23 protein-coding genes and 2 tRNA genes are annotated in these 22,627 nt (G+C 56.7%); 19 read left to right on the forward strand and 6 right to left on the reverse strand.

All coding sequences use genetic code 11. The annotated features are described in order from the left end of the window. Window positions 1-53: 53 nt before the first annotated feature. The 3 genes from F7D08_RS05030 (at window position 54) to F7D08_RS05040 (ending at window position 1,404) form a co-directional block, all read left to right on the forward strand. Window positions 54-126, forward strand: a tRNA-Asn gene (locus tag F7D08_RS05030). 73 nt (window positions 127-199) lie between these two features. Further along, window positions 200-275, forward strand: a tRNA-Asn gene (locus tag F7D08_RS05035). Between the two features lie 418 nt (window positions 276-693). Continuing rightward, on the forward strand, window positions 694-1,404 hold the full coding sequence (locus F7D08_RS05040; protein WP_226803381.1) for a M23 family metallopeptidase: 711 nt from the start codon (window positions 694-696) through the stop codon (window positions 1,402-1,404). Between the two features lie 17 nt (window positions 1,405-1,421). Here F7D08_RS05040 and F7D08_RS05045 read toward each other — a convergent pair whose 3' ends face one another. Beyond that, window positions 1,422-3,053 carry a substrate-binding domain-containing protein gene (locus tag F7D08_RS05045; protein ID WP_152209594.1) on the reverse strand — a complete coding sequence of 544 codons (1,632 nt, stop codon included), beginning with the start codon at window positions 3,051-3,053 and terminating at the stop codon, window positions 1,422-1,424. Window positions 3,054-3,200: 147 nt separating this feature from the next. Further along, window positions 3,201-4,418 carry an NADP-dependent isocitrate dehydrogenase gene (locus F7D08_RS05050; protein WP_152209733.1) on the reverse strand — a complete coding sequence of 406 codons (1,218 nt, stop codon included), beginning with the start codon at window positions 4,416-4,418 and terminating at the stop codon, window positions 3,201-3,203. A 126-nt stretch (window positions 4,419-4,544) separates the two neighbouring features. On the opposite strand from F7D08_RS05050, the gene F7D08_RS05055 reads away from it, so the two are divergent. The 14 genes from F7D08_RS05055 to F7D08_RS05120 all read left to right on the forward strand — a co-directional run bounded on the left by F7D08_RS05055 (window position 4,545) and on the right by F7D08_RS05120 (window position 18,460). Beyond that, complete coding sequence (locus F7D08_RS05055; protein ID WP_152209595.1) at window positions 4,545-5,669, forward strand: GuaB3 family IMP dehydrogenase-related protein; 1,125 nt, start codon at window positions 4,545-4,547, stop codon at window positions 5,667-5,669. Window positions 5,670-5,879: 210 nt separating this feature from the next. Next, a complete protein-coding gene (locus tag F7D08_RS05060) occupies window positions 5,880-6,365 on the forward strand; it encodes a hypothetical protein (RefSeq protein ID WP_226803382.1) in 486 nt (161 codons plus the stop codon). 86 nt (window positions 6,366-6,451) lie between these two features. Beyond that, a complete protein-coding gene (locus F7D08_RS05065; RefSeq protein ID WP_152209596.1) occupies window positions 6,452-8,518 on the forward strand; it encodes an AMP-dependent synthetase/ligase in 2,067 nt (688 codons plus the stop codon). 5 nt (window positions 8,519-8,523) lie between these two features. Next, window positions 8,524-9,012, forward strand: a complete 489-nt coding sequence (gene def / locus F7D08_RS05070; protein ID WP_152209597.1) for a peptide deformylase — start codon at window positions 8,524-8,526, stop codon at window positions 9,010-9,012. Window positions 9,013-9,302: 290 nt separating this feature from the next. After that, entirely contained in the window at window positions 9,303-10,130 is an 828-nt protein-coding gene (gene rpsB, locus F7D08_RS05075; RefSeq protein ID WP_152209598.1) for a 30S ribosomal protein S2, read from the forward strand. 79 nt (window positions 10,131-10,209) lie between these two features. Next, window positions 10,210-11,061: a translation elongation factor Ts gene (gene tsf, locus F7D08_RS05080; protein ID WP_152209599.1), complete on the forward strand. Its 852-nt coding sequence runs from the start codon at window positions 10,210-10,212 to the stop codon at window positions 11,059-11,061. Between the two features lie 178 nt (window positions 11,062-11,239). Continuing rightward, window positions 11,240-11,980, forward strand: a complete 741-nt coding sequence (gene pyrH, locus F7D08_RS05085; RefSeq protein WP_152209600.1) for a UMP kinase — start codon at window positions 11,240-11,242, stop codon at window positions 11,978-11,980. Between the two features lie 70 nt (window positions 11,981-12,050). Beyond that, window positions 12,051-12,602 (forward strand): ribosome recycling factor, encoded by a 552-nt coding sequence (frr, locus tag F7D08_RS05090; protein ID WP_152209601.1) that lies wholly within the window; start codon window positions 12,051-12,053, stop codon window positions 12,600-12,602. A 26-nt stretch (window positions 12,603-12,628) separates the two neighbouring features. Then, on the forward strand, window positions 12,629-13,615 hold the full coding sequence (locus tag F7D08_RS05095) for a phosphatidate cytidylyltransferase (protein WP_152209735.1): 987 nt from the start codon (window positions 12,629-12,631) through the stop codon (window positions 13,613-13,615). 160 nt (window positions 13,616-13,775) lie between these two features. Next, window positions 13,776-14,945 carry a 23S rRNA (adenine(2503)-C(2))-methyltransferase RlmN gene (gene rlmN / locus F7D08_RS05100; RefSeq protein ID WP_152209602.1) on the forward strand — a complete coding sequence of 390 codons (1,170 nt, stop codon included), beginning with the start codon at window positions 13,776-13,778 and terminating at the stop codon, window positions 14,943-14,945. 161 nt (window positions 14,946-15,106) lie between these two features. Continuing rightward, window positions 15,107-15,877 (forward strand): imidazole glycerol phosphate synthase subunit HisF, encoded by a 771-nt coding sequence (gene hisF, locus F7D08_RS05105; RefSeq protein ID WP_100493944.1) that lies wholly within the window; start codon window positions 15,107-15,109, stop codon window positions 15,875-15,877. Between the two features lie 90 nt (window positions 15,878-15,967). After that, window positions 15,968-16,375 carry a phosphoribosyl-AMP cyclohydrolase gene (hisI, locus tag F7D08_RS05110; RefSeq protein WP_152209603.1) on the forward strand — a complete coding sequence of 136 codons (408 nt, stop codon included), beginning with the start codon at window positions 15,968-15,970 and terminating at the stop codon, window positions 16,373-16,375. Window positions 16,376-16,377: 2 nt separating this feature from the next. After that, window positions 16,378-17,934 (forward strand): anthranilate synthase component I, encoded by a 1,557-nt coding sequence (locus F7D08_RS05115; protein ID WP_152209736.1) that lies wholly within the window; start codon window positions 16,378-16,380, stop codon window positions 17,932-17,934. A 160-nt stretch (window positions 17,935-18,094) separates the two neighbouring features. After that, on the forward strand, window positions 18,095-18,460 hold the full coding sequence (locus F7D08_RS05120; protein WP_152209604.1) for a phage holin family protein: 366 nt from the start codon (window positions 18,095-18,097) through the stop codon (window positions 18,458-18,460). 41 nt (window positions 18,461-18,501) lie between these two features. On the opposite strand, the gene F7D08_RS05125 is transcribed toward F7D08_RS05120, so the two are convergent. Beyond that, window positions 18,502-19,905 carry an amino acid permease gene (locus tag F7D08_RS05125; RefSeq protein WP_152209605.1) on the reverse strand — a complete coding sequence of 468 codons (1,404 nt, stop codon included), beginning with the start codon at window positions 19,903-19,905 and terminating at the stop codon, window positions 18,502-18,504. A gap of 313 nt (window positions 19,906-20,218) precedes the next feature. Between F7D08_RS05125 and F7D08_RS05130 the strand changes: the two genes are divergently transcribed. Next, window positions 20,219-20,899 carry a DUF1287 domain-containing protein gene (locus tag F7D08_RS05130; protein ID WP_152209737.1) on the forward strand — a complete coding sequence of 227 codons (681 nt, stop codon included), beginning with the start codon at window positions 20,219-20,221 and terminating at the stop codon, window positions 20,897-20,899. Window positions 20,900-20,918: 19 nt separating this feature from the next. Here F7D08_RS05130 and F7D08_RS09720 read toward each other — a convergent pair whose 3' ends face one another. Together F7D08_RS09720 and F7D08_RS05135 are read right to left on the reverse strand one after the other, a co-directional pair. Next, complete coding sequence (locus tag F7D08_RS09720) at window positions 20,919-21,089, reverse strand: hypothetical protein (RefSeq protein ID WP_193316200.1); 171 nt, start codon at window positions 21,087-21,089, stop codon at window positions 20,919-20,921. Between the two features lie 129 nt (window positions 21,090-21,218). Continuing rightward, on the reverse strand, window positions 21,219-21,584 hold the full coding sequence (locus tag F7D08_RS05135; protein ID WP_152209606.1) for a YccF domain-containing protein: 366 nt from the start codon (window positions 21,582-21,584) through the stop codon (window positions 21,219-21,221). A gap of 248 nt (window positions 21,585-21,832) precedes the next feature. Here F7D08_RS05135 and F7D08_RS05140 point away from each other — a divergent pair, with 248 nt between their 5' ends. Next, window positions 21,833-22,279, forward strand: a complete 447-nt coding sequence (locus F7D08_RS05140; protein ID WP_152209607.1) for a hypothetical protein — start codon at window positions 21,833-21,835, stop codon at window positions 22,277-22,279. A gap of 34 nt (window positions 22,280-22,313) precedes the next feature. Here the strand turns inward: F7D08_RS05140 and F7D08_RS09800 are convergent, their stop codons facing one another. Continuing rightward, on the reverse strand, window positions 22,314-22,493 hold the full coding sequence (locus F7D08_RS09800) for a hypothetical protein (RefSeq protein ID WP_152209608.1): 180 nt from the start codon (window positions 22,491-22,493) through the stop codon (window positions 22,314-22,316). Between the last annotated feature and the right edge of the window lie 134 nt (window positions 22,494-22,627).

Below are 22,627 nucleotides of genomic sequence, written 5' to 3' on the forward strand. Positions count from 1 at the left end.
CGGTTGGCATGATGTTGATTCAGCTGGCGGCAGTTGGGTTGATAATTGAATATTCCTGCGTAGCTCAGTTGGCAGAGCATCCGACTGTTAATCGGACGGTCGCTGGTTCAAGCCCAGCCGCAGGAGCTCATTCAACCGGAGTTGTTCGGTTGGCATGATGTTGATTCAGCTGGCGGCAGTTGGGTTGATAATTGAATATTCCTGCGTAGCTCAGTTGGCAGAGCATCCGACTGTTAATCGGACGGTCGCTGGTTCAAGCCCAGCCGCAGGAGCCACTTGAAACCCCTTGATTTTCAAGGGGTTTCATTGTATTGGGCAGTGATTCCACCCGGCCAGAACGGCCCTGGTAGTCAATAAATTGGGGTATAGGGGTTATACCAAAATCTTCTCTTCAGAGGTTTTTAGCGGCCGAATCGTCTCGTCAAAGCATCGAAACGCAGAACGAAACCAGATCACATCATTGATTGATTCTTGCAGCCATGGTTGGCGACCAGCGCAGCCGACGGACTGAGTTTATACAAGCAGCTTTATTTATGTGGATAACTCGGCAAGCTCGAACCACATACCCCATTTCAGCTGGACAGCATACGTGACTATGTCTCAAGGTGGAAGAAGACCGGCGATGAGGACGGTCGGACATCGATACATGCCATATGCGCATGTGTCGATATGTGTTGGGAAAGGGGATTGGTGATGATGTACGGGTATTGGTTTGATTGGCGGCGGCGATCTGCCCGACGTGCTGCGAGACAGCGTGAACAGGAGCGCCGGCGAGCTGAAGAGCGCAGGACGTGGGTCGATGCAGTGGTAGCGGCTGCAACGGCTCTTGGTCTATTGCTGGCGTTGCTAATCGGACTATTGTTGTCCGGTTCGAAGATTGATGCTTCCGCTCGTGGTGGGGATGCGGCGATACGGAGGCTTTCGTCTGATACTGTCGCATTGATTCCGGCTGACTTCACTGATCTGTCGGCGTTGGAACGGCAAGTAGATTCCTCATGCTCAGCTCGATTTGATTGGCCTGTTTCGAATGCGCAGGTAAGTCGGCCCTTTGATCGCCCTGTTACACCTTGGGCTCCGGGGCATCGCGGCATTGACCTTGCCGTTGACCCTGGTGAGACGATATCGGCTCCTGATGCTGGAACAATCAGTTTCATGGGCCGCGTAGGCGGCAAGGATGTGGTGAGTATTCGGCATCGTGGGGGAGTGACTTCAACGTTCGAGCCCGCAACTACTGATTTGCATACCGGTTCCATCGTCGGCAGAGGCGACATCATCGGCATTGTGGAGGGGGATTCAGATCATTGCGAATTGCAGTGCCTGCACTGGGGGTTGAAACGAGGAGCAGACGATTACCTCAATCCTGAGCCTTATGCAGCCAATCGCAAGATTGTGCTTAAGGAGTGAGCCGATAATCTCAACACTCACAAGCCGGCGTCAGCCAAGGTGATATAGCCGGGATCAATCAATGTGGCCTTGAGGTTACTGGCGCTCACTGCCACAACCGGCTCATTCAACGTCGGTATCTTCTTGATGCCGCCTACTTCAGTGTCACGAACCGAAGCCATTGAACTGATGGATTTGCCGGTGTTCAGTCGCCCGCACATTTCCGCAAGGTCCGTAGCCAGAGTCTGGCGGTTTTCGATGCCTGTCATCCACTGCTTGCCGTTCACCACAGAAGGAATGCTGGAGATATAAGCGCCATAACCGGTGACCAACGGCCATTGTGCATCCTTGACCTTGGTGTCGGTGGAATCGTTTGAGCCGTCGACATTTTGCGAACCATTGGATTCGTCGTTCTCCGGGGATTTGATCGGATCGGGAACCTGTTGGCGAGCGAGATCTTTCTTGCCAGTGATATTGCCCACGATTCCGGAAATGGTGATTTGAGGATTGATGTCCGCAGCGGAACCGTCATAGCCTAGATCATTGAGTTCCTTGACCACTTCGGAGGCAATGTAATCATTCATGGCGATGATGCCGTCGATACGGGTCGGAGCTGCAGAACTGCTGAGTTTCTCCAATCGCTTGGCAAGTACTCGTGCGGTGGCTCCATCCTTGCTGACATCGTAGGCGACGCTCATCCAATCATCTTCGGTCGAACTGCTGGTAAGCGTGCCGGAGGGGCTGACGATCACGCCTTTTTGATAATACGTGCCCAGCACTTGCCAGATACCGAGGAATGCCTCCTTGGCAAAAGTGGCGTCGACGCTTGCTCCGTTTTCGTCGGCGGAAATATACGGCAGCATGACCTCGATATGCTTTGGATTGTCCTTACTGGCTTTGTCGAGCTCGAGTTTGACGGCCAGTTTTTCCGCTTGCAGATGCCCAATCGTTCGGGCGTCGGAGAATTGCACAAAGGCGTCTGGCTTGTATCCCTCGATGCTGTTGGCCATCAATACCACATGCATGCCGGATTCTTGGGCGAGTTTGAGCGAAGAGACCAGCCGCTGCACCGCTTGCGCCTGAGTTGCGGAGGAGGAGTCGTTGGAATCATCCTCATCTGATGAATCGGCGGAATTCGCGCTGTCATCCGAATCCGCATTCGCCGAGCCCTCACTCGTGTCGTCTTCGGTGCTGAGCTCCTGGCTGACATAGTCTCCATATTGTCTGGTCGACTCATCGGCCTTGACCACGGGGGCTACGAGTAGCGTCATATTATCTGGGGTGAGTGCGATTCCGGAATCATCGGAACTGGCTTTCCCGGAGAGATGATCGACCACGAAATCCTGAATCGCACGGCTTTGTTTATCGAGGGAGTCAGATGTGGTGTGGGTGATGTTCTTTTTCTTGAACCCATAATCAACCAATGCGCCGGTCAGTTCGGGCGTGAGTTTGGCCCATTTGTTCAACGGCGTCTGTTGGTTGAGCGTAATGCCGTCGGAAGGCGTGAAAATCGCCGCCGCTCCTACGGAGGAGGAAGTCAGTGTGGTTTTCGAGGAATCCGTCTCTGACTGCTTGTCGGTGTCGGAAGCGCACGCGGTCAAAGACAATGCCATGGCGCAGGCAACGGCAATGGCAGTGATGACGGTGGCAGAGCGGTGTGCGAACCCCATAAGCGAACGGAACCCCCTTGAAGAGATCGGTATACAACACACTGTGCCATGATTGTAGTAGACAGGTTATGAAAAATCCCGGATACATGCACGGCAACGGCATATATCCGGGATAAATCAGGGCGGAACCTGATGATGACGAGGTAATCAGGCCAAGGCCTTTTGCAGATTTTCATCCAACGCGTTCATGAAGCCCTCGGTGTCGAGCCACGGCTCATCGGGGCCAATCAGCATGGCGAGATCCTTGGTCATCTGTCCGCCTTCGACGGTGTCGATGATGACCTTTTCCAATGTCTCGGCGAAGTGGCGCACTTCGGGAGTGCCATCCAGGTCGGCGCGATGCTTGAGACCACCCGTCCAAGCGAAGATGGAGGCGATCGGATTGGTAGAGGTCTTCTCGCCCTTGAGCCAACGGCGGTAGTGGCGGGTCACCGTGCCGTGGGCAGCCTCGGCCTCGACGGTCTGACCATCCGGAGTCATCAGCACGGAAGTCATCAGACCCAACGAGCCGAAACCTTGCGCCACGGAATCGGACTGCACGTCGCCGTCGTAGTTCTTGCAGGCCCAGATGTAGCCGCCATGCCATTTGAGCGAGCTGGCCACCATGTCGTCGATGAGTCGGTGCTCATACGTCAGACCTTCAGCGGCGAACTTATCCTTGTATTCGGTTTCGAACACTTCGGCGAAAATATCCTTGAACTGGCCGTCATATGCCTTCAGAATCGTGTTCTTGGTGGACAGATACACCGGATAATGACGCATCAGTCCGTAGTTGAAGCATGCACGGGCGAATCCGCGAATCGAATCGTTTACGTTGTACTGTACCTGTGCCACGCCGCCGTCCGGGCCGTAGTTGTACACCACGTGCTGGATGGGCTCGGAACCATCGTCCGGGGTGAAGGTCACGGTCAGCTGGCCGGCGCCCGGGACCTTGAAATCGGTGGCCTTGTATTGATCGCCGAAGGCGTGGCGGGCCACCACGATCGGCTTGGTCCAGCCTGGCACCAGACGGGGCACGTTGCTCATCACAATAGGCTCGCGGAAGATTGTGCCACCCAGAATATTGCGGATGGTGCCGTTGGGGGACTTCCACATCTTCTTCAGGCCGAATTCCTTGACTCGGGCCTCGTCAGGCGTGATGGTCGCGCATTTGACGCCCACGTGATGCTTCTGGATGGCGTGTGCCGCGTCGATGGTCACCTGATCGTCGGTTTCGTCGCGATGCTGGATTCCCAGGTCGTAGTAGTCGAGATTCACGTCAAGATATGGCAGAATCAGCCTATCCTTGATGTCCTTCCAGATCACGCGGGTCATTTCGTCGCCGTCTAGTTCGACGACGGTGCCTTCGACCTTGATTTTGGCCATGCTTCCTCCTGATTGTTTTTCGCGGAATGCTTTAGTCATATCGCAAGTTTGTAACGAGGCAATCCGTCATTCGAGAATATGGACACGCGGTTGGGGGCGTCCGTCCCGGGCAATACTCTGGAGACCATGTCTCAGGAAATTGAAATCGGTTTGGGTAAAAAAGGCCATCTCGGCTATGCGCTCGATGATGTAGCCATCGTTCCTTCTCGTCGTACTCGTGACCCCGAGGATGTCTCCACCTCTTGGCAAATCGACGCCTATGAGTTCGACGTGCCGGTGATTGGCGCTCCCATGGATTCGGTCACCAGCCCCGCCACCGCCATTCAGATGGGCAAGATGGGTGCGCTGGGAGTGCTTGATTTGGAAGGCTTGTGGACCCGTTACGAGGATCCGACGCCTTTGTTGGATGAGATTTCCCAGTTGCCTGCAGAGGAAGCCACTTCCCGCATTCAGCAGATTTATGCCGAGCCGGTCAAGCCGGAGCTTATCACCCAGCGGCTGCATGAGATTCGCGCGGCAGGCGTGACCGTGGCCGGCGCCCTGTCACCGCAGCGCACCCAGCAGTTCTACTCCACCGTGGTCGATGCCGGTGTGGACCTATTCGTGATTCGTGGAACTGTGGTTTCCGCCGAGCACGTCTCCTCCTCGCACGAGCCATTGAATCTGAAGAAGTTCATCTACGACCTTGACGTGCCGGTGATTGTCGGCGGTGCCGCCAACTACACCGCCGCCTTGCACCTGATGCGTACCGGTGCGGCCGGCGTGCTGGTCGGTTTCGGCGGTGGCGCGGTTTCCGCCACCCGTCAGACCCTGGGCGTTCAGGCTCCGATGGCCACCGCTATCGCGGATGTGGCCGAAGCTCGCCGTGACTACATGGATGAATCCGGCGGCCGTTACGTGCAGGTGATTGCCGACGGTGGCATGGGCGATTCCGGCAGCTTCGTCAAGGCTCTTGCTCTGGGAGCCGACGCGGTGATGCTCGGGGCTCCGCTGGCACGTGCCACTGAAGCTCCCGGCAAGGGCACGCACTGGGGCTCCGAAGCCCGTCATCAAACACTGCCTCGCGGCTACCGCACCACGGTCGGCACTGTGTCGCCGCTTGAGCAGATTCTGTTCGGACCCAGCCACCAGGCGGACGGCAAGACCAATTTCATCGGCGCGCTGAAACGCGCCATGGCCTCCACCGGTTATGTTGATGTGAAGAACTTCCAACGCTGCGGCATGGTGGTCAACCCCTATTCTGCTCGCTGAACGAACACTGCGATAGCAATGTGATTCGCATCATTACCGCTATCGGATACGCCCGCGAAATTCGACGAATTCCTATGATTTGTCTGTTTTCGCGGGCGTTTTTATACGCATAGCTGAGCCGTTTTGATTTTCTTCGGTTTTCGTGGTGGGCTTGGTAATGGATGCAGCCAAGGGAGGCTGTGCCAAGAAGGGGATCATAGGTGATTTGCCATGGACTATTTTGGCTATTTTCACAACCGTCGTACGCCATTGCCGAGTTTCGACGGTTTTATAACCGTGGAGCTTTCGGATCGTCCGGTCCGTTACCATATTCAACCGTTGTTCCCAAGCGGACTCAACGCGCAGGAGTGCCACACCATGGCGATGGCGGCATGCCGAATCGCATGCAATTGCGCGGATGCCATCCGCGGCAAGCTGAGCGTCGACCGCCTGCAACGAGCCTTGACCGCTCCCTGCCTGGAACGGTTGCAGACCATGCAATATCTGCTTGACATTCATATGGTCACGCACCCTGACATCAAAGCGAAGTTCTGCTATCTTCCCACCGTGCCCAATCTGATTGACGGCATGATCACCAGCGATAAAACCATGGAGATGACGGTGCTGATGACCATCGGGCGAGAAAACCTCCGCGTCAACTTGAAGATGCGATATATCGGGTCCCGCTGGATGTGTGTTTTCGCCGATCTGGGTTGATTCAGACTGATTCGGCGCATATAGGACTTCACGCATAGGCGATGCGTGCGGCGTTGTGATATGACGCTTCGCCTATAGTGGAGCGTATGCGTGAACATGTTGAAGAACCTAGGTACGTCACCACCGATGAGGATACGGTCTTTTCGCTATTGGCCAAGCGAGCGGCACGTACCCCGAACGACACCATTGCCGAATGGCAGGATGATGAGACCCACCAGTGGCATAGCGTGACTGCTGATGAGATGCTTGCCCGCGTGCGCGAAGTGGCGAAGGGCCTTATGGGACTTGGCGTCAAGGCCGGCACCATGGTGCTGATCTATTCGCCCACCTGCTATGAATGGGGGGTCGCCGACTTCGCATGTGCCGCCATCGGCGCCGTGGTCGTACCCGTGTATGAAACCGACTCTGCCAAGCAGACCGCGGGCATCATCGAGGAGGTCGATCCCGCGATCGCCTTCGCCGGTGATTTCCAACGTGCCCAGACGCTTGAGCAGATTCGTGTGAATCATCCGGGCATGAAGTACGTCTTCAACTTCAAGGCGGACGGTCTCGACGCGGTGGCTGATTTTGGTCGCGGCATCAGCGATGAGGCCTTGGACGCCGCCATCGCTAGGATCAAGGCGGATGACCTGCTCACCGTGGTCTATACCTCCGGGTCCACCGGCAAGCCCAAGGGCGCCATGCTTTCCAACCGCAACTACACGCATATCGTGCTCAACGGTTATGAGATTCTGAACGGCATGCTGTATCAGGATAATCGTCTGCTCCTGTTCCTGCCGCTGGCTCATTGCTTCGCACGCTACATCCAATACGTGTGCATCGGTGGTTGCGGCGTGGTGGGGTACATCCCCAATGCCAAGCATCTGCTGGCGGACATCCGTAGTTTTAAGCCCACGTACTTGCTTGGCGTACCGCGCGTATTCGAGAAGGTCTACAACGCCGCCTCCCAGAAGGCAGGCGCCGGCATCCAAGGCTACATCTTCGCCCAATCGGTGAAGCATTTTGTCAAGTGGAGCAAGGACGAGCAGGCCGGACGCGGCCATTCGTTGATTGAGCGCATGCGTCACTCCTTCTTCATGGCCACCGTCGGCAAGTCGATTCGTTCCGCGCTTGGCCCGAACCTGAAGTGGCTTGCCTGTGGCGGCGCTCCGCTCAACGTGGATCTGGCCCATTTCTTCAACGGCATGGATGATATTACCTTCATCCAAGGCTATGGCATGACCGAAACCGCGGCTCCGATGCTCGTCAATTGGGAGGACGACAACGAGGTTGGTTCCGTAGGCAAGCCTGGCCCTGGCATGGGCGTGCGCTTGGGGGAGGACGACGAAATCGAGCTCACAGGTCCGAATGTGTTCCTTGGCTACTACAAGCAGCCTGAACTCACCGCCGAGGCCATGACTGCCGACGGCTGGATCAAGACCGGCGATCTGGGCCGTATCGATGACCGCGGGTTCACTTTCATCACCGGTCGCAAGAAGGACATCATCATCACCGCGGGCGGCAAGAACATCAGCCCGGCCCCGATGGAAGACATCATCGACACCTGTCCAATCGTCGCTCATGCAGTGGTGGTGGGCGATGGCAAGCCGTTCGTCTCCGCGCTGATTGAACTCGACCCCGATATGCTTCGTTCCTGGCTGTCGGGACAAGGCCTGGACGCCGACATGACTCTCGCCGAGGCCAAGGACAACGACGCGGTTCGCGCGTTCATCCAGCAGTACATCGATCAGGCCAACGCCAACGTGTCCCGAGCCGAATCCGTGCGTAAGTTCGTCGTGCTCGACGAGGAATTCAGCCAGGATCGCGGCACGTTGACGCCGAGCATGAAGGTGGTGCGCCCCAAGGTGCTGCAGCGTTATGCCTCCATCATCGAAGAGGATCTCTACGCACCAAAACCGTCGAACAAACCGCTTCCCGCCACCGCCAAGATTATCGACAGCACGTCCGAGACGGTTAAGAAAGCTTCCGAACAGGTCAAGCAGGCGTCGGAGCAGGTTAAGCAGGCTTCCGAACAGGTAAAGACCAGTGTGTCTGATTCGCTTGCTAGCGTGCAGGAGAAAATCAAGAAGACGAAGGCCGAATCCGAGCAGGAAGAATCTGCCGCCGAATCCGGGGACGATTCCGCCAGCGTTGATGAGAAGAACGAGGAGTAATACCAGTGGCCATCCGCGAAATTCGAGTCGTGCCCGATCCCGTGCTGCGCACACCATGCGATGAAATCAAGGAGATCACTCCTGCGGTGCGTCGACTGGTGGAAGACCTGCTCGAGACAGTGAACGATCCCGGCCGTGCAGGCTTGTCCGCCAATCAGATCGGTGTGAGTCTGCGTGCATTCTCGTACAACATAGACGGCAAGATCGGCTATATCCTCAACCCGGTGATTGAGGAGACTTCCGGCGAACAGTACGGTGACGAAGGCTGCCTGTCGGTGCCGGGACTGTGGTACAAGACGCGCAGGGCCGATTACGCCCGCGTACGTGGCATCGATCTCGATGGCAGGGAAGTCATATTGGAAGGTCACGGTCTTATGGGCCGCATGCTGCAGCACGAATGTGACCATCTGGATGGACACGTCTACCTTGATCGACTTGAAAAAGAGGAACGCCGTGAGGCCCTGCGCTACATGCGCAACCGCTCGACCAAGTGATCCATCCGTCGATTCAACTCTCGCATCCGGGCCAAAGCCTCTCCATCGCACAGCGAGGAGAGGCTTTGGTTTAGACGCTGTGATATCCTCGAAACTTGTGTGCCACCCCGGCAATGAACGCAGTCGCAGGTGTTCGGAGCCACTCAATATTGTCTACCGGCACACAACAAATTCGCGTCATGCTCGCGACGGCCTGTGTCGGTCGGCTGCAAGCCCGGAAGCAACGGGGGAGCTGCTGCACGCAGGTGCGCATGGCCAGGCAAGAACCGACAATGAAAGGTAGTAATACCATGGCTCAAATCACTATGAGCGAAATGCTGAAGGCAGGCCTGCACTTCGGCCACCAGACCCGTCGTTGGAACCCGAAGATGAAGCAGTTCATCCTCACCCAGCGCAACGGCATCCATATCATCAACCTGTTCAAGTCGCTCGACATGATCGACAAGGCGTACGACTTCATCAAGACCACCGTTGCCCACAACGGCACCGTGCTCTTCGTCGGCACCAAGAAGCAGGCCCAGGAAGCCATCGCCGCCCAGGCCACCCGCGTGAACATGCCGTACGTTTCCGAGCGTTGGCTCGGCGGTATGCTGACCAACTTCCAGACCGTTTCCAAGCGCGTGAACCGCCTCAAGGAACTTGAGGAGATGGACTTCACCGACGTGCACGGTTCCGGCCTGACCAAGAAGGAACTGCTCCTGCTCGAGCGCGAGAAGGACAAGCTGAACAAGCAGCTCGGTGGTATCCGCAACATGAACCGCACCCCGTCCGCTATGTTCGTCGTCGACATCACCAAGGAATCCCTGGCTGTCGAGGAAGCTCACAAGCTGGGCATCCCGGTTGTGGCCATCGTCGACACCAACGCCGATCCCGACGTTGTCGACTACCCGATCCCGGCCAACGATGACGCCATCCGTGGCATCGAACTGCTCACCAGCCTGATGGCTGACGCTGTCGCCGAGGGCCTGCTGGAGCGTTCCGGCCAGGCTGCCAAGGCCGCTGACTCCGAGCAGCCGATGGCCGCTTGGGAGAAGGAGCTCCTGACCAACGAGGCTCCTGCCGAGGCTGCTCCGGCTGCCGCCGAAGCTGAAACCGCCGAGGCCCCGAAGGCTGAGTGATGCTCTACGATGGGAAGTGCCTGAACAAGCGCTTCCCATCCGTTTTGGGTAAGCAACATCTTCTTAAAGGAGAAAATCAATGGCAGCAATTACCGCCGCACTGATCAAGCAGGTTCGCGAGGACACCGGCGCCGGCATGCTCGACGTCAAGAAGGCCCTGACCGAAGCCGAAGGCGACGTGGCCCGCGCCAAGGAAATCATTCGCGCCAAGGGCATCGCCGCAGCCGGCAAGCGTGAAGGCCGCAAGGCTCAGGAAGGCACCATCGCGTCCAAGGTTGTCGAGGGTGCCAATGGTGAGACCGGTTACGCCGTCGAGCTGAACTCCGAAACCGACTTCGTGGCCAAGACCCCGAAGTTCGTCGAGTTCGCTGACGAGGTGCTCGGCTACGCCGTCGCCGCTGAGGCCAACAACGCCGAAGAGCTGGAAGCCGCCAAGGCCGGCGACTCCACTGTGAAGGTCGCCATCGAAGAGGCCGCCGCTCTGTTCGGCGAGCACGTCAAGGTCGGTCAGTTCGCCAAGATCTCCGGCGAGCACGTCGAGATCTACGCTCACAAGAAGTCCGCTGAGATGCCGCCGAGCATCGTCGCCATGATCGCCACCGACAAGGCTGGCGCCGCCGTGGCTCACGAAGCCGCTCTGCAGATCTCCGCCATGGGTGCCAAGTGGCTGACCCGCGAGGATGTCCCGGCCGATGTGGTCGAGTCCGAGCGTCGCGTGGCCACGGAGAAGTCCCAGGCTGAGGGCAAGCCGGAGAAGATCATCCCGAAGATCGTCGAAGGCCGTCTCAATGCCTTCTTCAAGGAAGTCGTGCTGCTCGAGCAGCCGTTCGTCAAGGATCCGTCCAAGACCGTCGGCAAGCTGTTCGAGGAAGTGGGCGGCAAGGCCACTGCCTTCGCCCGCATCGAGGTCGGCAAGGGCGAAGAGGAGTGAGTTAACGCTCATCCGATGCTCCTGACGCATTGATGGAAAACGTCATCCAAGGCAAGGTCTTTGGATGACGTTTTTTATTGCGCGGGTGTCGTTGCACAGGGTGTCGTTGTAAGCCGATACCCTTATCTACGGATATTTTTCAGGTACTTTTCGTGGATTCAAGGAAAGGTAGTCATAAATGACTGAAAGCGATAAGCCGCGCAGGGTTCTGCTCAAGCTGTCCGGTGAAGCGTTTGGCGGCGGTAAGGTCGGTATCGACACCCATGTGATTCGCCGCATCGCCGAGGAAATCGTCCCGGCCGTCCAGCAGGGCGTGCAGGTCGCCATTGTGGTCGGCGGCGGCAACTTCTTCCGCGGTGCCGAACTGCAGCAGGCCGGCATCGACCGTTCCCGTGGTGATTACATGGGCATGCTCGGCACGGTGATGAACTGCCTCGCGCTGCAGGATTTCCTTGAGCAGGAAGGCCAGTCCACCCGCGTGCAGACCGCCATCACCATGGGCCAGGTCGCTGAACCATACATTCCGCTCAAGGCCATCCGCCACCTCGAAAAGGGCCGCGTGGTCATCTTCGGCGCAGGTGCCGGCATGCCGTACTTCTCCACCGATACGGTTTCCGTCCAGCGTTCGCTGGAAATCCACTGTGATGAAGTGCTGATGGGCAAGAACGGCGTAGACGGTGTCTACACCGCCGACCCGCGCAAGGACCCGAATGCCAAGCGCTTCGTGACCCTGAGCTATAACCGCGCTCTGGTCGACAACCTCGCCGTCATGGATGCCTCCGCACTGTCAATGGCCCGCGACAACCGCAAGCTCATCCGAGTCTTCGGTCTCGAAGGCGCAGGCAACGTGACCCGTGCTCTGGTGGGCGACGAAATCGGCACGTTGGTCTCCACCGCCGAGTCGCGCGTGGCTGAATGAGCTCCAACGCCTACAATCAAATAACAAGCGTTCATCGAAGAACACAACCGTCCAACAACAAGGAGTAAACATGTCTCTTATCGATCAGGCCAAGGAACAGATGGCCAAGACCGTGGAAAACACGAAGGAGAACTTCTCCGGCATCCGTACTGGCCGTGCGAACCCGGCCCTGCTCAACGGCATTATGGTCGACTACTACGGTGCGCCGACCCCGATCAAGGCCGTGGCGTCCATCGGCGTCCCGGAGCCGCGCACCCTTGCCGTCACCCCGTTTGATGCGTCCCAGGCCGCAGCAGTGGAGAAGGCCATCCGTAATTCCGATCTCGGCATCAGCCCGAACCGTGATGGCAACGTCATTCGCCTGACCATGCCGGAACTCACCGAGGACCGCCGCAAAGAATACGTCAAGCTCGCCAAGGGCAAGGCCGAAGATGGCAAGGTCGCCGTGCGCAACATTCGTCGCAAGACCAAGGAGACCATCGACAAATCCGTCAAGGACGGCGATATGGGCGAGGATGAAGGCGATCGCCTGCTGAAGGACCTCGACAAGGTCACCAAGTCCATCACCGATGAAATCGATGCTCTGCTGGAAACCAAGCAGAAGGAGATCATGGAGGTCTGAGAGGACCGGATTCGGAAAGACGCATGATGGAACGTAACGAACAACTGCACGAAGAGGCCGAGGAAGCTCTCGATCAGATCAACAAGAAGACCGGCCGTAACATGCCCCAAGCCATAGGTACGGCCGTGTTGCTGGTTGCCCTGATTCTGGGAAGCCTGCTATTGAGCGTTGACCTGTTCGTGCTGTTGGTCGTCGTGTTTATGGTTTTGGCATTGTGGGAGCTCAGAGTGGATTTCGCCACGGTGGGACTTCATATCCCAGTGGTCATGTTGTGGATCTGCTCGGCATTTACGCTGATTGCCACCTATTACGCGCCATACCATCTCATCGCGATGTCCCTCAGCGTCATCGTCTCCATCATTCTTGTCGCCATTGCGGCTAGCGCAAAGCTGAGTTTCGGCAACCGCCTATCCCTGGCGGTTGCCGGCAAGCTCTCTAGTACGGATGCCAGCGCACGACTGGAATCCTCATTCAACCACGACGGCGGCGAGCTGCATCATTCGCGTCTCAGCCATGTGGCTGTTTCCGTGCTTACCGTGCTGTACATCCCGCTGCTGGCGAGCTGTATCATCATTCCCCTGACCTTCAACGACCATCCAGTGGCTCACGCCATCATGCTGGTGTTCCTGCCTGCCTTGTCTGATACAGGTGGTCTGTTCGCCGGCGCATGGCTTGGCAAGCATAAGCTCAGCCCCCGCATTTCACCGAAGAAGTCCGTGGAAGGCCTCATCGGTTCCATGCTATTCGCCATGGCCGGTGCCTTTGCGGTATTCGCCTGCACCTATGACTCATCGGCATGGGCCACCCGCTGGTGGGTTCCGATCATTGCCGGAATCCTTATCGGCGCGGTGGGTACGTTCGGTGACCTGTGTGCCTCCATGCTGAAGCGTGATATCGGCATCAAAGACATGGGCCATCTGCTCAAAGGCCATGGTGGCGTGATGGATCGTGTGGATTCCATCCTGATGAGCGCTCCGTTCACCTGTGCGCTGCTGTGGATCACAAGCTTGTGAATTCGCTCCGTCGTTGTTGATGTTCGCACGATGATGAAGCGAAAAAAATGATGGCGTCCCGCGTCCGCGCTGGGACGCCATCGCCGTTACGGCGCATGCACGGCATGCATCGTTCATATTGATAATTATCCTTGATTTGGTGAGAGTGGAGCGATACCCAATGACTACACACGAAACCGAGACCCCGGAAACCGGCATCACCCCTGGCGGCACATCCGGCGCATTCCGTGATGTGCTCTCCAAAGATCATGCCCGCCGCGGCAAGCCGCCGCTGCATTTCGTCGACATGACACCGGAGGAACGAATCGCCAAGGCGGCAGAATTGGGATTGCCGAAATTCCGTGCCAAGCAGCTGGCCAATCACTATTACGGACATTTCGATGTCAACGCCGCCGAATTCACCGATTTCCCGGCGGCCAAGCGAGCCGAAGCCGCTGAAGCGTTCTTCCCCCAGCTCATCACTGAGGTCACCCGACAGGTGGCTGATGAGGGAACCACGATCAAAACATTGTGGAAGCTGTTTGATGGTTCCTTGATCGAATCCGTGCTGATGCGTTACCCGACTCGAACCACGCTCTGCATTTCCTCGCAGGTCGGCTGCGGCATGGGCTGCCCGTTCTGCGCCACCGGCAAACTTGGTCTGACCCGCAACATGTCAGCCGGAGAAATCGTCGAACAAGTGCGCGTCGCCGCGAAAATGATGCGCGACGGCGAAGTCGCCGGGGGAGAAGGCCGTTTGAGCAACATCGTGTTCATGGGCATGGGTGAGCCCATGGGCAATTACAAGTCCGTGCTTTCCGCCGTTCGGCAGATTTCCTCCATGCCTCCCGAGGGTTTCGGCATTTCCGCGCGCAACATCACCGTCTCCACTGTGGGCGTGGTCCCCGGCATCAGGAAGCTCACCGCCGAAGGTATTCCGGTGCGTCTTGCCGTCTCCCTGCATGCGCCGAGTGACGAACTGCGTGACGAACTGGTGCCGATGAACAAGCGCTTCAACACCACACAGGTGTTGGATGCGGCGCACGACTACTGGCTTGCCTCGAAGCGCCGCGTCAGCATCGAATACGCTCTCATGCGTGGCATCAATGACCAAGCCGAGCACGCCCGTCTGCTGGCTAAGCGTCTGAACCATTACGGTGATAACTGGGCCCATGTGAACCCGATTCCGCTTAACCCGATTGAGGGATCCAGGTGGACGGCCTCCAAGCCTGAAGACGAGCGCCGATTCCTGGAAATCCTGCACGATGCCGGCATCACCGCCACATTGCGTGACACACGAGGCCAGGATATCGACGGCGCATGCGGCCAGCTCGCCGCTAAAGAGCGCTGATGATCCCAGTCGGCATGCAGCCAGCACATTCCCTGTGCTGGCTGCATGCCGTTTTTTGATTATGCGCTGCTTCTCATATTGCAGAACCTATGAGGGTCCATGTAACGGACGATAGGTAGGCTGAAAACGCAAAGGAACGAAACCGAACAGGGGAGTGGAGCATGTCGCTGGCGGTACGAGTCATCCCGTGCCTGGACGTTGACAACGGTCGCGTGGTGAAAGGTGTGCATTTCGAAAACCTGAAGGATGCCGGCGATCCGGTGGAGCTGGCGGCCGAATACTACCGTCAAGGTGCCGATGAACTCACCTTCCTGGATGTCACCGCGTCCAGTTCGCATCGCAACACGATGATCGATGTGGTCTCCCGCACCGCCGAACAGGTATTCATCCCAATGACGGTTGGCGGCGGCGTGAGAACGCCTGAAGACGTCGATTCGCTGCTGCGTTGCGGTGCAGACAAAGTCGGCGTCAACACCGCCGCCATCAATGACCCTTCGCTGATTAGCCGTGTGGCGGAGCGATTCGGCAATCAGGTGCTGGTGCTTTCCGTGGATGCCCGCCGAGAGAAGGGTGAGCAGCATACGCAATCCGGCTTCGAGGTCACCACGATGGGCGGCCGCAAGTCCACTGGTATTGACGCGATTTGGTGGGTCAAGCGGGCTGAAGAACTTGGTGCCGGCGAGATTCTGCTCAATTCCATGGACGCGGACGGTACGCAGCAAGGTTTTGATCTTGAAATGATTCGCGAGGTCCGCAAGGAAGTCAAGATCCCTATTATCGCATCCGGCGGTGCCGGCAAGGTGGAGGATTTCCCGCCGGCCATCGAGGCCGGAGCCAATGCGGTACTGGCCGCCTCCGTGTTCCATTACGGCATCATGACCATCGCGGATGTCAAAGCCGAACTGAAAAAACACGGCTACACTGTGCGGTAGCTCCGCGATTTACCGGCGCACGGAATCCCCGGTCCGTCCATGGTCCGTCAGATGGCGCAAGAGTTACATATCAAAGGCAGATAGATAATCATGACTGACATCACATACGATAATGCAACCGAACTTGATCCGCGCATTGCCTCACGACTGAAGCGCGATGCCAAGGGTCTGGTCGCCGCGGTAATCCAGCAGTACGACACCCATGAAGTGCTGATGGTCGGTTACATGAATGATGAGGCACTGCGCAGAACACTCACCACAGGGCGTGTCACGTTCTGGTCTCGTTCTCGCCAGGAATATTGGCGCAAAGGAGACACTTCCGGTCATGTGCAGTATGTGAAGAGCGTGTCCCTTGATTGCGATGGCGATGCACTTCTGGTCGAAGTGGACCAGGTTGGAGCCGCATGCCATACCGGCAAGCGCAGCTGCTTCCTCGAAGGAGGCCCGCTGCCGGTAGTCGAAGGGCATCGTCCCTCCGAACAAGAAAAGGAGGATTGATGATGAGCGAATGCAGCGTGAAGCATCTGAAATGGGGCGCGACATGGCCGAGCCGTGAACAGTTCCATGAGCTGGCCGATCAGGGATACCGCGTGATTCCCATTGTGCGTCGATTGCTTGCCGATTCGCTGACGCCGGTCGGCTTCTATGAACGTCTTGCCGGAGGGCGCAGCGGCACCTTCATTCTTGAATCCGCCGAATTCGGCGGGAGCTGGAGCCGTTACAGCTTCATCGGCGTCAATTCGATGGCACAGTTGCGCTCGAACAATGGCCAGGCTGATTGGCTGGGCAAAGTACCGGTCGGCGTTCCCACTACCGGTGATGCGGTTGAGGTGGCCCATGCCACGCTCAAAACCCTGAAGGCCCCGCACGTGGAAGGACTGCCGAACCTGACCTCAGGACTTGTCGGCACTGTCGGTTGGGACGCGATTCGCCACTGGGAGCCAACCTTGCGTGCCGAGGCGCCAAACGAGACCGGGCAGCCGGAAACCGTACTGGCGTTGGCCACTGACATCGCCGTGGTCGACCACGTCTCCGGTTCGGTCTGGCTCATCGCCAACGCCGTCAATGTGGATGACAAACCCACGCGCGCGGACAACGCCTACAACGAGGCCGTGGCGCGGCTTGACCAGATGCAGCGTGACGCCGCAACGCCGACGCCGGGCGAGGCCCGAGTCAACGTGCTGGATGAGTCGGTGCCTCAGCCGGAGCTTCGTTTCCGCACGGAAAAGAGCCATTACGAACACGCGGTGGAAGAGGCCAAGCGGCACATCATCGATGGCGACGTGTTCCAGGTGGTCATCTCCCAGCGTCTTGACATCGATTCTCCTGCTGACCCGTTCGATGTCTATCGCGTGTTGCGCACATTGAACCCAAGCCCATATATGTACTTCATGGCGCTTACGGATGCGCAAGGCCGTGATTTCAACGTGATTGGATCCAGCCCGGAGACCCTGATCAAGGTGGATAACGGCCATGCCATGACCTTCCCGATCGCCGGTTCCCGCCCGCGTGGAGCGACGCCCGAAGAGGATGAGAAACTCGCCAAGGAACTGCTTGCCGATCCGAAAGAACGCAGCGAACATATCATGCTCGTGGATTTGTCCCGCAATGACTTGAGCAAGGTGTGCGTGCCGCAATCCGTGGACGTTGTGCAGCTCATGGACATCAAGCGCTTCAGTCACATCATGCACATCTGCTCGACAGTCACCGGCAAGGTGGATCCATCGCTGACCGCTTTCGATGTGTTCAAATCCGCGTTTCCGGCCGGTACCCTTTCCGGTGCCCCCAAGCCTCGTGCTGTGGAGATCATCGACGAGCTGGAACCTGCAGATCGCGGCATTTACGGTGGTACGGTCGGCTATTTCGATTTCTCCGGCAACATGGATATGGCCATCGCCATTCGCACCGCATTCCTGCGTGATCATGAGGCGAGTGTGCAGGCCGGTGCCGGCATCGTACTCGATTCCGTGCCCGCCAACGAATGGCAGGAAACCCGCAACAAGGCCGAAGCCAGCGTCGAAGCCGTGCAGATTGCGGCTCAGCTGCGCGAACTGTAGTCCAAACGGCTCTGTCGTTCCGGCATTACTGGATTGCGACTGAGCAGGGTATGCGGCTGTTCCGCCATGGTTGGTGAGACAGCCGCATTGGCATATCGCTGAGTCAGCTCACAGCATTCATCACAGTCCATTGACATTTACGCTGGAATAATCAGGACATATGAAAGCTTTTATTTCTCGTTGGCTGGTGCTGACTGTGGCTGCAGCCGTGATGGTCGCCGTGCTTCCCGGCATGGAGGCGGTAGGTGAGCCCCCGATTCTGGGCATTGCAGCGTTTGCCCTATTCATGGCGTTGATTAATGCATCAATCAAACCGGTGATTCATCTGCTGGCTTTGCCGTTCACCATCCTGAGCTTCGGTTTGTTCGCGCTGATCCTCAACTGGCTTTTTATGGAGCTTGCTTCATGGCTGGCGTTTTCGATCTTCGATGTAGGCGTGATTATCGATGGATTCTGGTGGTCGGTTATTGGCTCGATTATCATGTCCATCGTCTCAAGCATCGTTGGCTCGGTTATCGGCGAATAAGCCAATAATATCCATAGCGCAGCATTGCCAGGGTATTCGGACTACTTCTGCTTTTCCTTACGCTTACGCTCGAGTGCATAGTAACCCGCGTAACAGCAGATTACGAACGGAACCATACAATACAGTGTGCTGCGCTGCGTTTCGTCCAGCACCACCAATACCAGCGCACCGATGCACATCACAATCGCCAGCCAAGGCAGCACAGGATATCCGGGCGCCTTGTATCCAAGCTCATCAACGGTATGGCCGGATGCCACCCATTCGCGGCGGAATCGGATATGGCATACGCATACGGAGAACCACACCACCAGCGTTGCCAAACCGGAAACAGCTACCAACACCAGATATACAGTGGACGCGGCAATGACCGAAGACAACAGCGCAAGCAGCGAGCCGGCCATGCTAAACAGCACCGCCCAGACCGGCACACCATGGAAATTCGTTTTGGCGAATCGAGTGGGAATCAGATGCTCCTTGGCCAGCGACCACACCATACGGGAGCACACGTATAGTCCTGAATTCGCGGCGGAGAGCACAGCGGTCAGCACCACAAAATTCATCACATCACCGGCGAACGGCATGCCGATCGATTGAAACACCAACACAAACGGACTGGTTTCCACGCCCGCCTGATGCCAGGGGATCAGCGCGGCCATCACCAGAATCGAGCCGATGAAGAACATCGCCAGCCTGAACACCGTGGTGTGCACGGCCTTCGGAATCGCCTTGCCCGGCTCCTTGGTCTCGCCGGCAGCGACACCCACCACTTCAGTGCCGGAGAACGCGAACACCACGGTCAGCAGCGTGGCGAATACAGGGGCGATGCCGTTCGGGAACCAGCCGTCAGCCACAAAGTTGGTGAATAACGGTGCCTCGGTTTGTCCGGCAATCGGAATCGCGCCGAAGATAGCCAGCAAGCCGATGATGATAAAGGCCACGATAGCGAACACTTTGATGGACGCGAACCAGAATTCCGCTTCGCCATAGAGACGGACAGACAGAATATTCAGTAAGAACACTACGGCAATGAATGCGGCGGACCATACCCAAGCGGGCGAATGAGGGAACCATCGTTGCATCAGCAATCCAGCTGCGGTGAACTCGCTGGCCAATGCTACCGCCCAGTTCAACCAATACAGGATGGCGATGGTGAATGCGGTACCGGGGCCAATGAAGCGCTTGGCATACATATGGAAGCTACCGGCGTACGGCATCGCCACAGACAGCTCGCCAAGCGATACCATGACGCAATATACCAACAGTGAGCCGACCGCATATGCCAAGATCGCGCCGAGAGGTCCGGCCTGATGAATCGTATAACCGGAGCTGACAAACAGGCCGGTGCCGATGACGCCGCCGAGGGAGATCATCGTCAAATGACGTGATTCCATTTTCCGCTCGAGACCGGTTTCCTCGGTGGACTTGCCTGTACCGGCGTTCGCCATGCTGGGGCTCCTTTATACGTTGTGCACGGATGTTGCCGTGCCGAAATAGTGCCGAATATCACATCATACCGGTTGATATGGCAAAACGATGTGGATGCATGGCGGAACTTTGTCTTGAGCGCGCTATTTGTGGTATTGGATGCCTACAGTGGTGAATGATGATGATAACAAGGCGATGGTGGTTGCTGAATCGCATGATGGCTGACTGACGAAGAGGAATGACATGGCACAACATCTCGCACAACGTGGGTTAAACAGTGCTGAGGATAAGCGGAGAAAAGTAATTATCGCCATCATCATCGTTATTGCATTGATGATTGCAGTCGGCATATCAGCTGGAAGATATCTTACGCAACAATTCAGAACCGATTCGGCTCCATCGGCACAGCCATCAACAAAGCCGATGACTGCCAGCTATAATCCCAGCCCCGTGGATTTCAATGGCAATGGCGTGGATGATTATGGCGATATCGTAGCTGGTGCACGCAAGGATGCCGAAGCCAGACCGCAATATGACGACGGTTATTATCAGGGCGGTTATCCGCCGGATGACCGCGGTGCCTGTACTGATCTAGTGTGGCGCGCGTTCCGTGAGGCCGGCTATGATTTGAAAGCCATGGTGGATGCCGATATCGCTGCCGATCCCGCCAGCTACGCGTCGGTTGCCCCCAATCCTGACCCCAATATCGATTTCCGACGTACCGGTGTGCTGGATGTGTTCTTCTCCAAATACGGGCAGACGCTGACCACGGATACTGCGGACACCAGTGCATGGCAGGCCGGCGATATCGTCGTATTCGAGCACACTCGCCATATCGGCGTGATCTCCGACAAGCGAGACGGCAATGGCCTGCCGTTTGTGCTGCACAACATGGGACAACGGCAGCGCGAAAACGATTACTTTGCGTTTAAACATCACATGACCGTGACCGGCCACTACCGGTTCGATGCGTCCAAGGTGCCGCAGCAGGTGCTAAAGGCCTGGCGGCAATAGGGACGGTCGCACGAAGCTATTACTCCGCCTTCTGATCGGAGTGGAATACCAGAATGCCTTTGGCCGAATTGGTGATGGAAAATGCCGTCAGCGTCCAGCCTTGAGCTTCCATCTCGTTGGCCTTGGCTTCGACTTGCTGTGCCATACTTGCGGCTCGCGGAGCGTAGCTCACCACCACTGTTTTGTACATATGAATCTCCTTGATCAACGGTCATACATCTATCTGACGAATGTAGCCTTTCAGTCTTTCAAGAAGACAATCCTTCAATGAATATTCGGTAACCCAACAATACGAAGTTGGATTACCAAATAGTGCTGATTACAGGTTTTCGATTTGTGTGCCGAACGGCCAGAGCGCCAGTTTCGCCATCTTGAACGACTGCAGTCCGAATGGAATGCCGATGATGGTGATGCAATTGAGCACGCCCGCGGCAACGTAGCTCAACGCCATCCATATGCCGACCAATACCACCCACACGATATTGGCGAGTGTAGAGCCGAAGCCACCGCCGTAACGTACGGTTTTGCCGAACGGCGTCAACGTTAGGCCAGCCATCTTAAAAGCTTGAACGCCAAGAGGAATGCCGACAATAGAAGCACACAGCACAAGTCCTACCAGAGCCCAGCCGATGGCGATCTCAATGCCGCCGAGAATGATCCATAGAATATTGCCGATAAGTCGCATCCCAAGTTCCTTCCCACGTCTCTTGTTTTGCCAATGGCATTCCATTATTGCGCAAATTCATTTGCTGAATTATCAGGGACTTCCCGGATATTGCCCTGAACAATCAATGAGATGCCATCGGCTTGCATGAGACTGGCATGCGCAGTATTGGTGCAGGAAGCATGAGGTGGATATCAATGACATGCGATGCGCGGAATACTGTATGCGAGATGACTGTAATCGCCCCGTCCATGAGGAAAGGATCCTGCATGATGAATGAGCAAGACAAGCAAGGATACCGATGGGGCGCGGTGATTGCGGGTGTTGCGGTACTGGTCGTCGTCGTGTGGTGCGTCTTCGCGAAATGGTGGATGAACCGACCGGCGGATACTTCGCACGTTCAATATTCCTATTCGGCATCCAGCAAATTCGACAAGGCCCAGCTTGATGCGGCTGGCAGAACTGTTACCCAGTCTTTTTCAGGATTCTCTGGCTGCACGCTGAATAAAGTCTCATATGATGAAGCCACGGCCAATAGAATGTTGGAATGGGGATATGACACGGAGGATCACAATCGCATGTTTGTGGCTACGGTCTATTTCACTTGCGATGGCAGTGATCCGTCTTTATCCAAAGGGGCCCAATCCATGTCCTGGTATTTGCGATTGAATGACGACGGAAAGACCTGGACGGAAATCGATTATGGCAATGGGTGAGCTCAAAGTCGAAGCCCATCTATGAGACGGATGACTACTGCTGTTTGGATTGATCGCGTTGATTGCGCTGATGGCGTTCCCAGAGATATCCGGCTATGTCCAGCGCAAGACCCAGGACGGCTATGGCGGTGATGAGCGAATTTTCGCCTATGGAAACAATGAGAAGCAATACATAACAGACAATCCGCGCCACAAGCCACCAATTGATAGTCATACATCAATACTACCGATGAGCGATCTGGTTTGAACAGTGACACGCTACGTGTACAGCCTCGGTTATCTTGCGTTGTTACTCAGTCGCACATGGCTGGCTACCGTAAGATATCGATAGCGCATACAGCACATATA

It is taken from the genome of Bifidobacterium cebidarum, from assembly GCF_009193305.1.
GTDB classification, from domain to species: Bacteria; Actinomycetota; Actinomycetes; order Actinomycetales; family Bifidobacteriaceae; genus Bifidobacterium; species Bifidobacterium cebidarum.

Excerpts from the sequence above, each read along its gene's own strand:
- F7D08_RS05045 (WP_152209594.1), bottom strand. The coding sequence starts at position 3,053 with ATGGGGTTCGCACACCGCTCTGCCACCGTCATCACTGCCATTGCCGTT.
- F7D08_RS05130 (WP_152209737.1), top strand. The coding sequence starts at position 20,219 with ATGATTGCAGTCGGCATATCAGCTGGAAGATATCTTACGCAACAATTC.
- rlmN (WP_152209602.1), top strand. The coding sequence starts at position 13,776 with ATGACTACACACGAAACCGAGACCCCGGAAACCGGCATCACCCCTGGC.
- F7D08_RS09800 (WP_152209608.1), bottom strand. The coding sequence starts at position 22,493 with ATGACTATCAATTGGTGGCTTGTGGCGCGGATTGTCTGTTATGTATTG.
- F7D08_RS05065 (WP_152209596.1), top strand. The coding sequence starts at position 6,452 with ATGCGTGAACATGTTGAAGAACCTAGGTACGTCACCACCGATGAGGAT.
- F7D08_RS05060 (WP_226803382.1), top strand. The coding sequence starts at position 5,880 with ATGGACTATTTTGGCTATTTTCACAACCGTCGTACGCCATTGCCGAGT.
- F7D08_RS05135 (WP_152209606.1), bottom strand. The coding sequence starts at position 21,584 with ATGCGACTTATCGGCAATATTCTATGGATCATTCTCGGCGGCATTGAG.
- frr (WP_152209601.1), top strand. The coding sequence starts at position 12,051 with ATGTCTCTTATCGATCAGGCCAAGGAACAGATGGCCAAGACCGTGGAA.
- F7D08_RS05115 (WP_152209736.1), top strand. The coding sequence starts at position 16,378 with ATGAGCGAATGCAGCGTGAAGCATCTGAAATGGGGCGCGACATGGCCG.
- F7D08_RS05040 (WP_226803381.1), top strand. The coding sequence starts at position 694 with ATGATGTACGGGTATTGGTTTGATTGGCGGCGGCGATCTGCCCGACGT.
- F7D08_RS05120 (WP_152209604.1), top strand. The coding sequence starts at position 18,095 with ATGAAAGCTTTTATTTCTCGTTGGCTGGTGCTGACTGTGGCTGCAGCC.
- F7D08_RS05095 (WP_152209735.1), top strand. The coding sequence starts at position 12,629 with ATGGAACGTAACGAACAACTGCACGAAGAGGCCGAGGAAGCTCTCGAT.
- F7D08_RS09720 (WP_193316200.1), bottom strand. The coding sequence starts at position 21,089 with ATGTACAAAACAGTGGTGGTGAGCTACGCTCCGCGAGCCGCAAGTATG.
- F7D08_RS05125 (WP_152209605.1), bottom strand. The coding sequence starts at position 19,905 with ATGGCGAACGCCGGTACAGGCAAGTCCACCGAGGAAACCGGTCTCGAG.
- hisF (WP_100493944.1), top strand. The coding sequence starts at position 15,107 with ATGTCGCTGGCGGTACGAGTCATCCCGTGCCTGGACGTTGACAACGGT.
- F7D08_RS05050 (WP_152209733.1), bottom strand. The coding sequence starts at position 4,418 with ATGGCCAAAATCAAGGTCGAAGGCACCGTCGTCGAACTAGACGGCGAC.
- pyrH (WP_152209600.1), top strand. The coding sequence starts at position 11,240 with ATGACTGAAAGCGATAAGCCGCGCAGGGTTCTGCTCAAGCTGTCCGGT.
- F7D08_RS05055 (WP_152209595.1), top strand. The coding sequence starts at position 4,545 with ATGTCTCAGGAAATTGAAATCGGTTTGGGTAAAAAAGGCCATCTCGGC.
- hisI (WP_152209603.1), top strand. The coding sequence starts at position 15,968 with ATGACTGACATCACATACGATAATGCAACCGAACTTGATCCGCGCATT.
- tsf (WP_152209599.1), top strand. The coding sequence starts at position 10,210 with ATGGCAGCAATTACCGCCGCACTGATCAAGCAGGTTCGCGAGGACACC.
- rpsB (WP_152209598.1), top strand. The coding sequence starts at position 9,303 with ATGGCTCAAATCACTATGAGCGAAATGCTGAAGGCAGGCCTGCACTTC.
- F7D08_RS05140 (WP_152209607.1), top strand. The coding sequence starts at position 21,833 with ATGATGAATGAGCAAGACAAGCAAGGATACCGATGGGGCGCGGTGATT.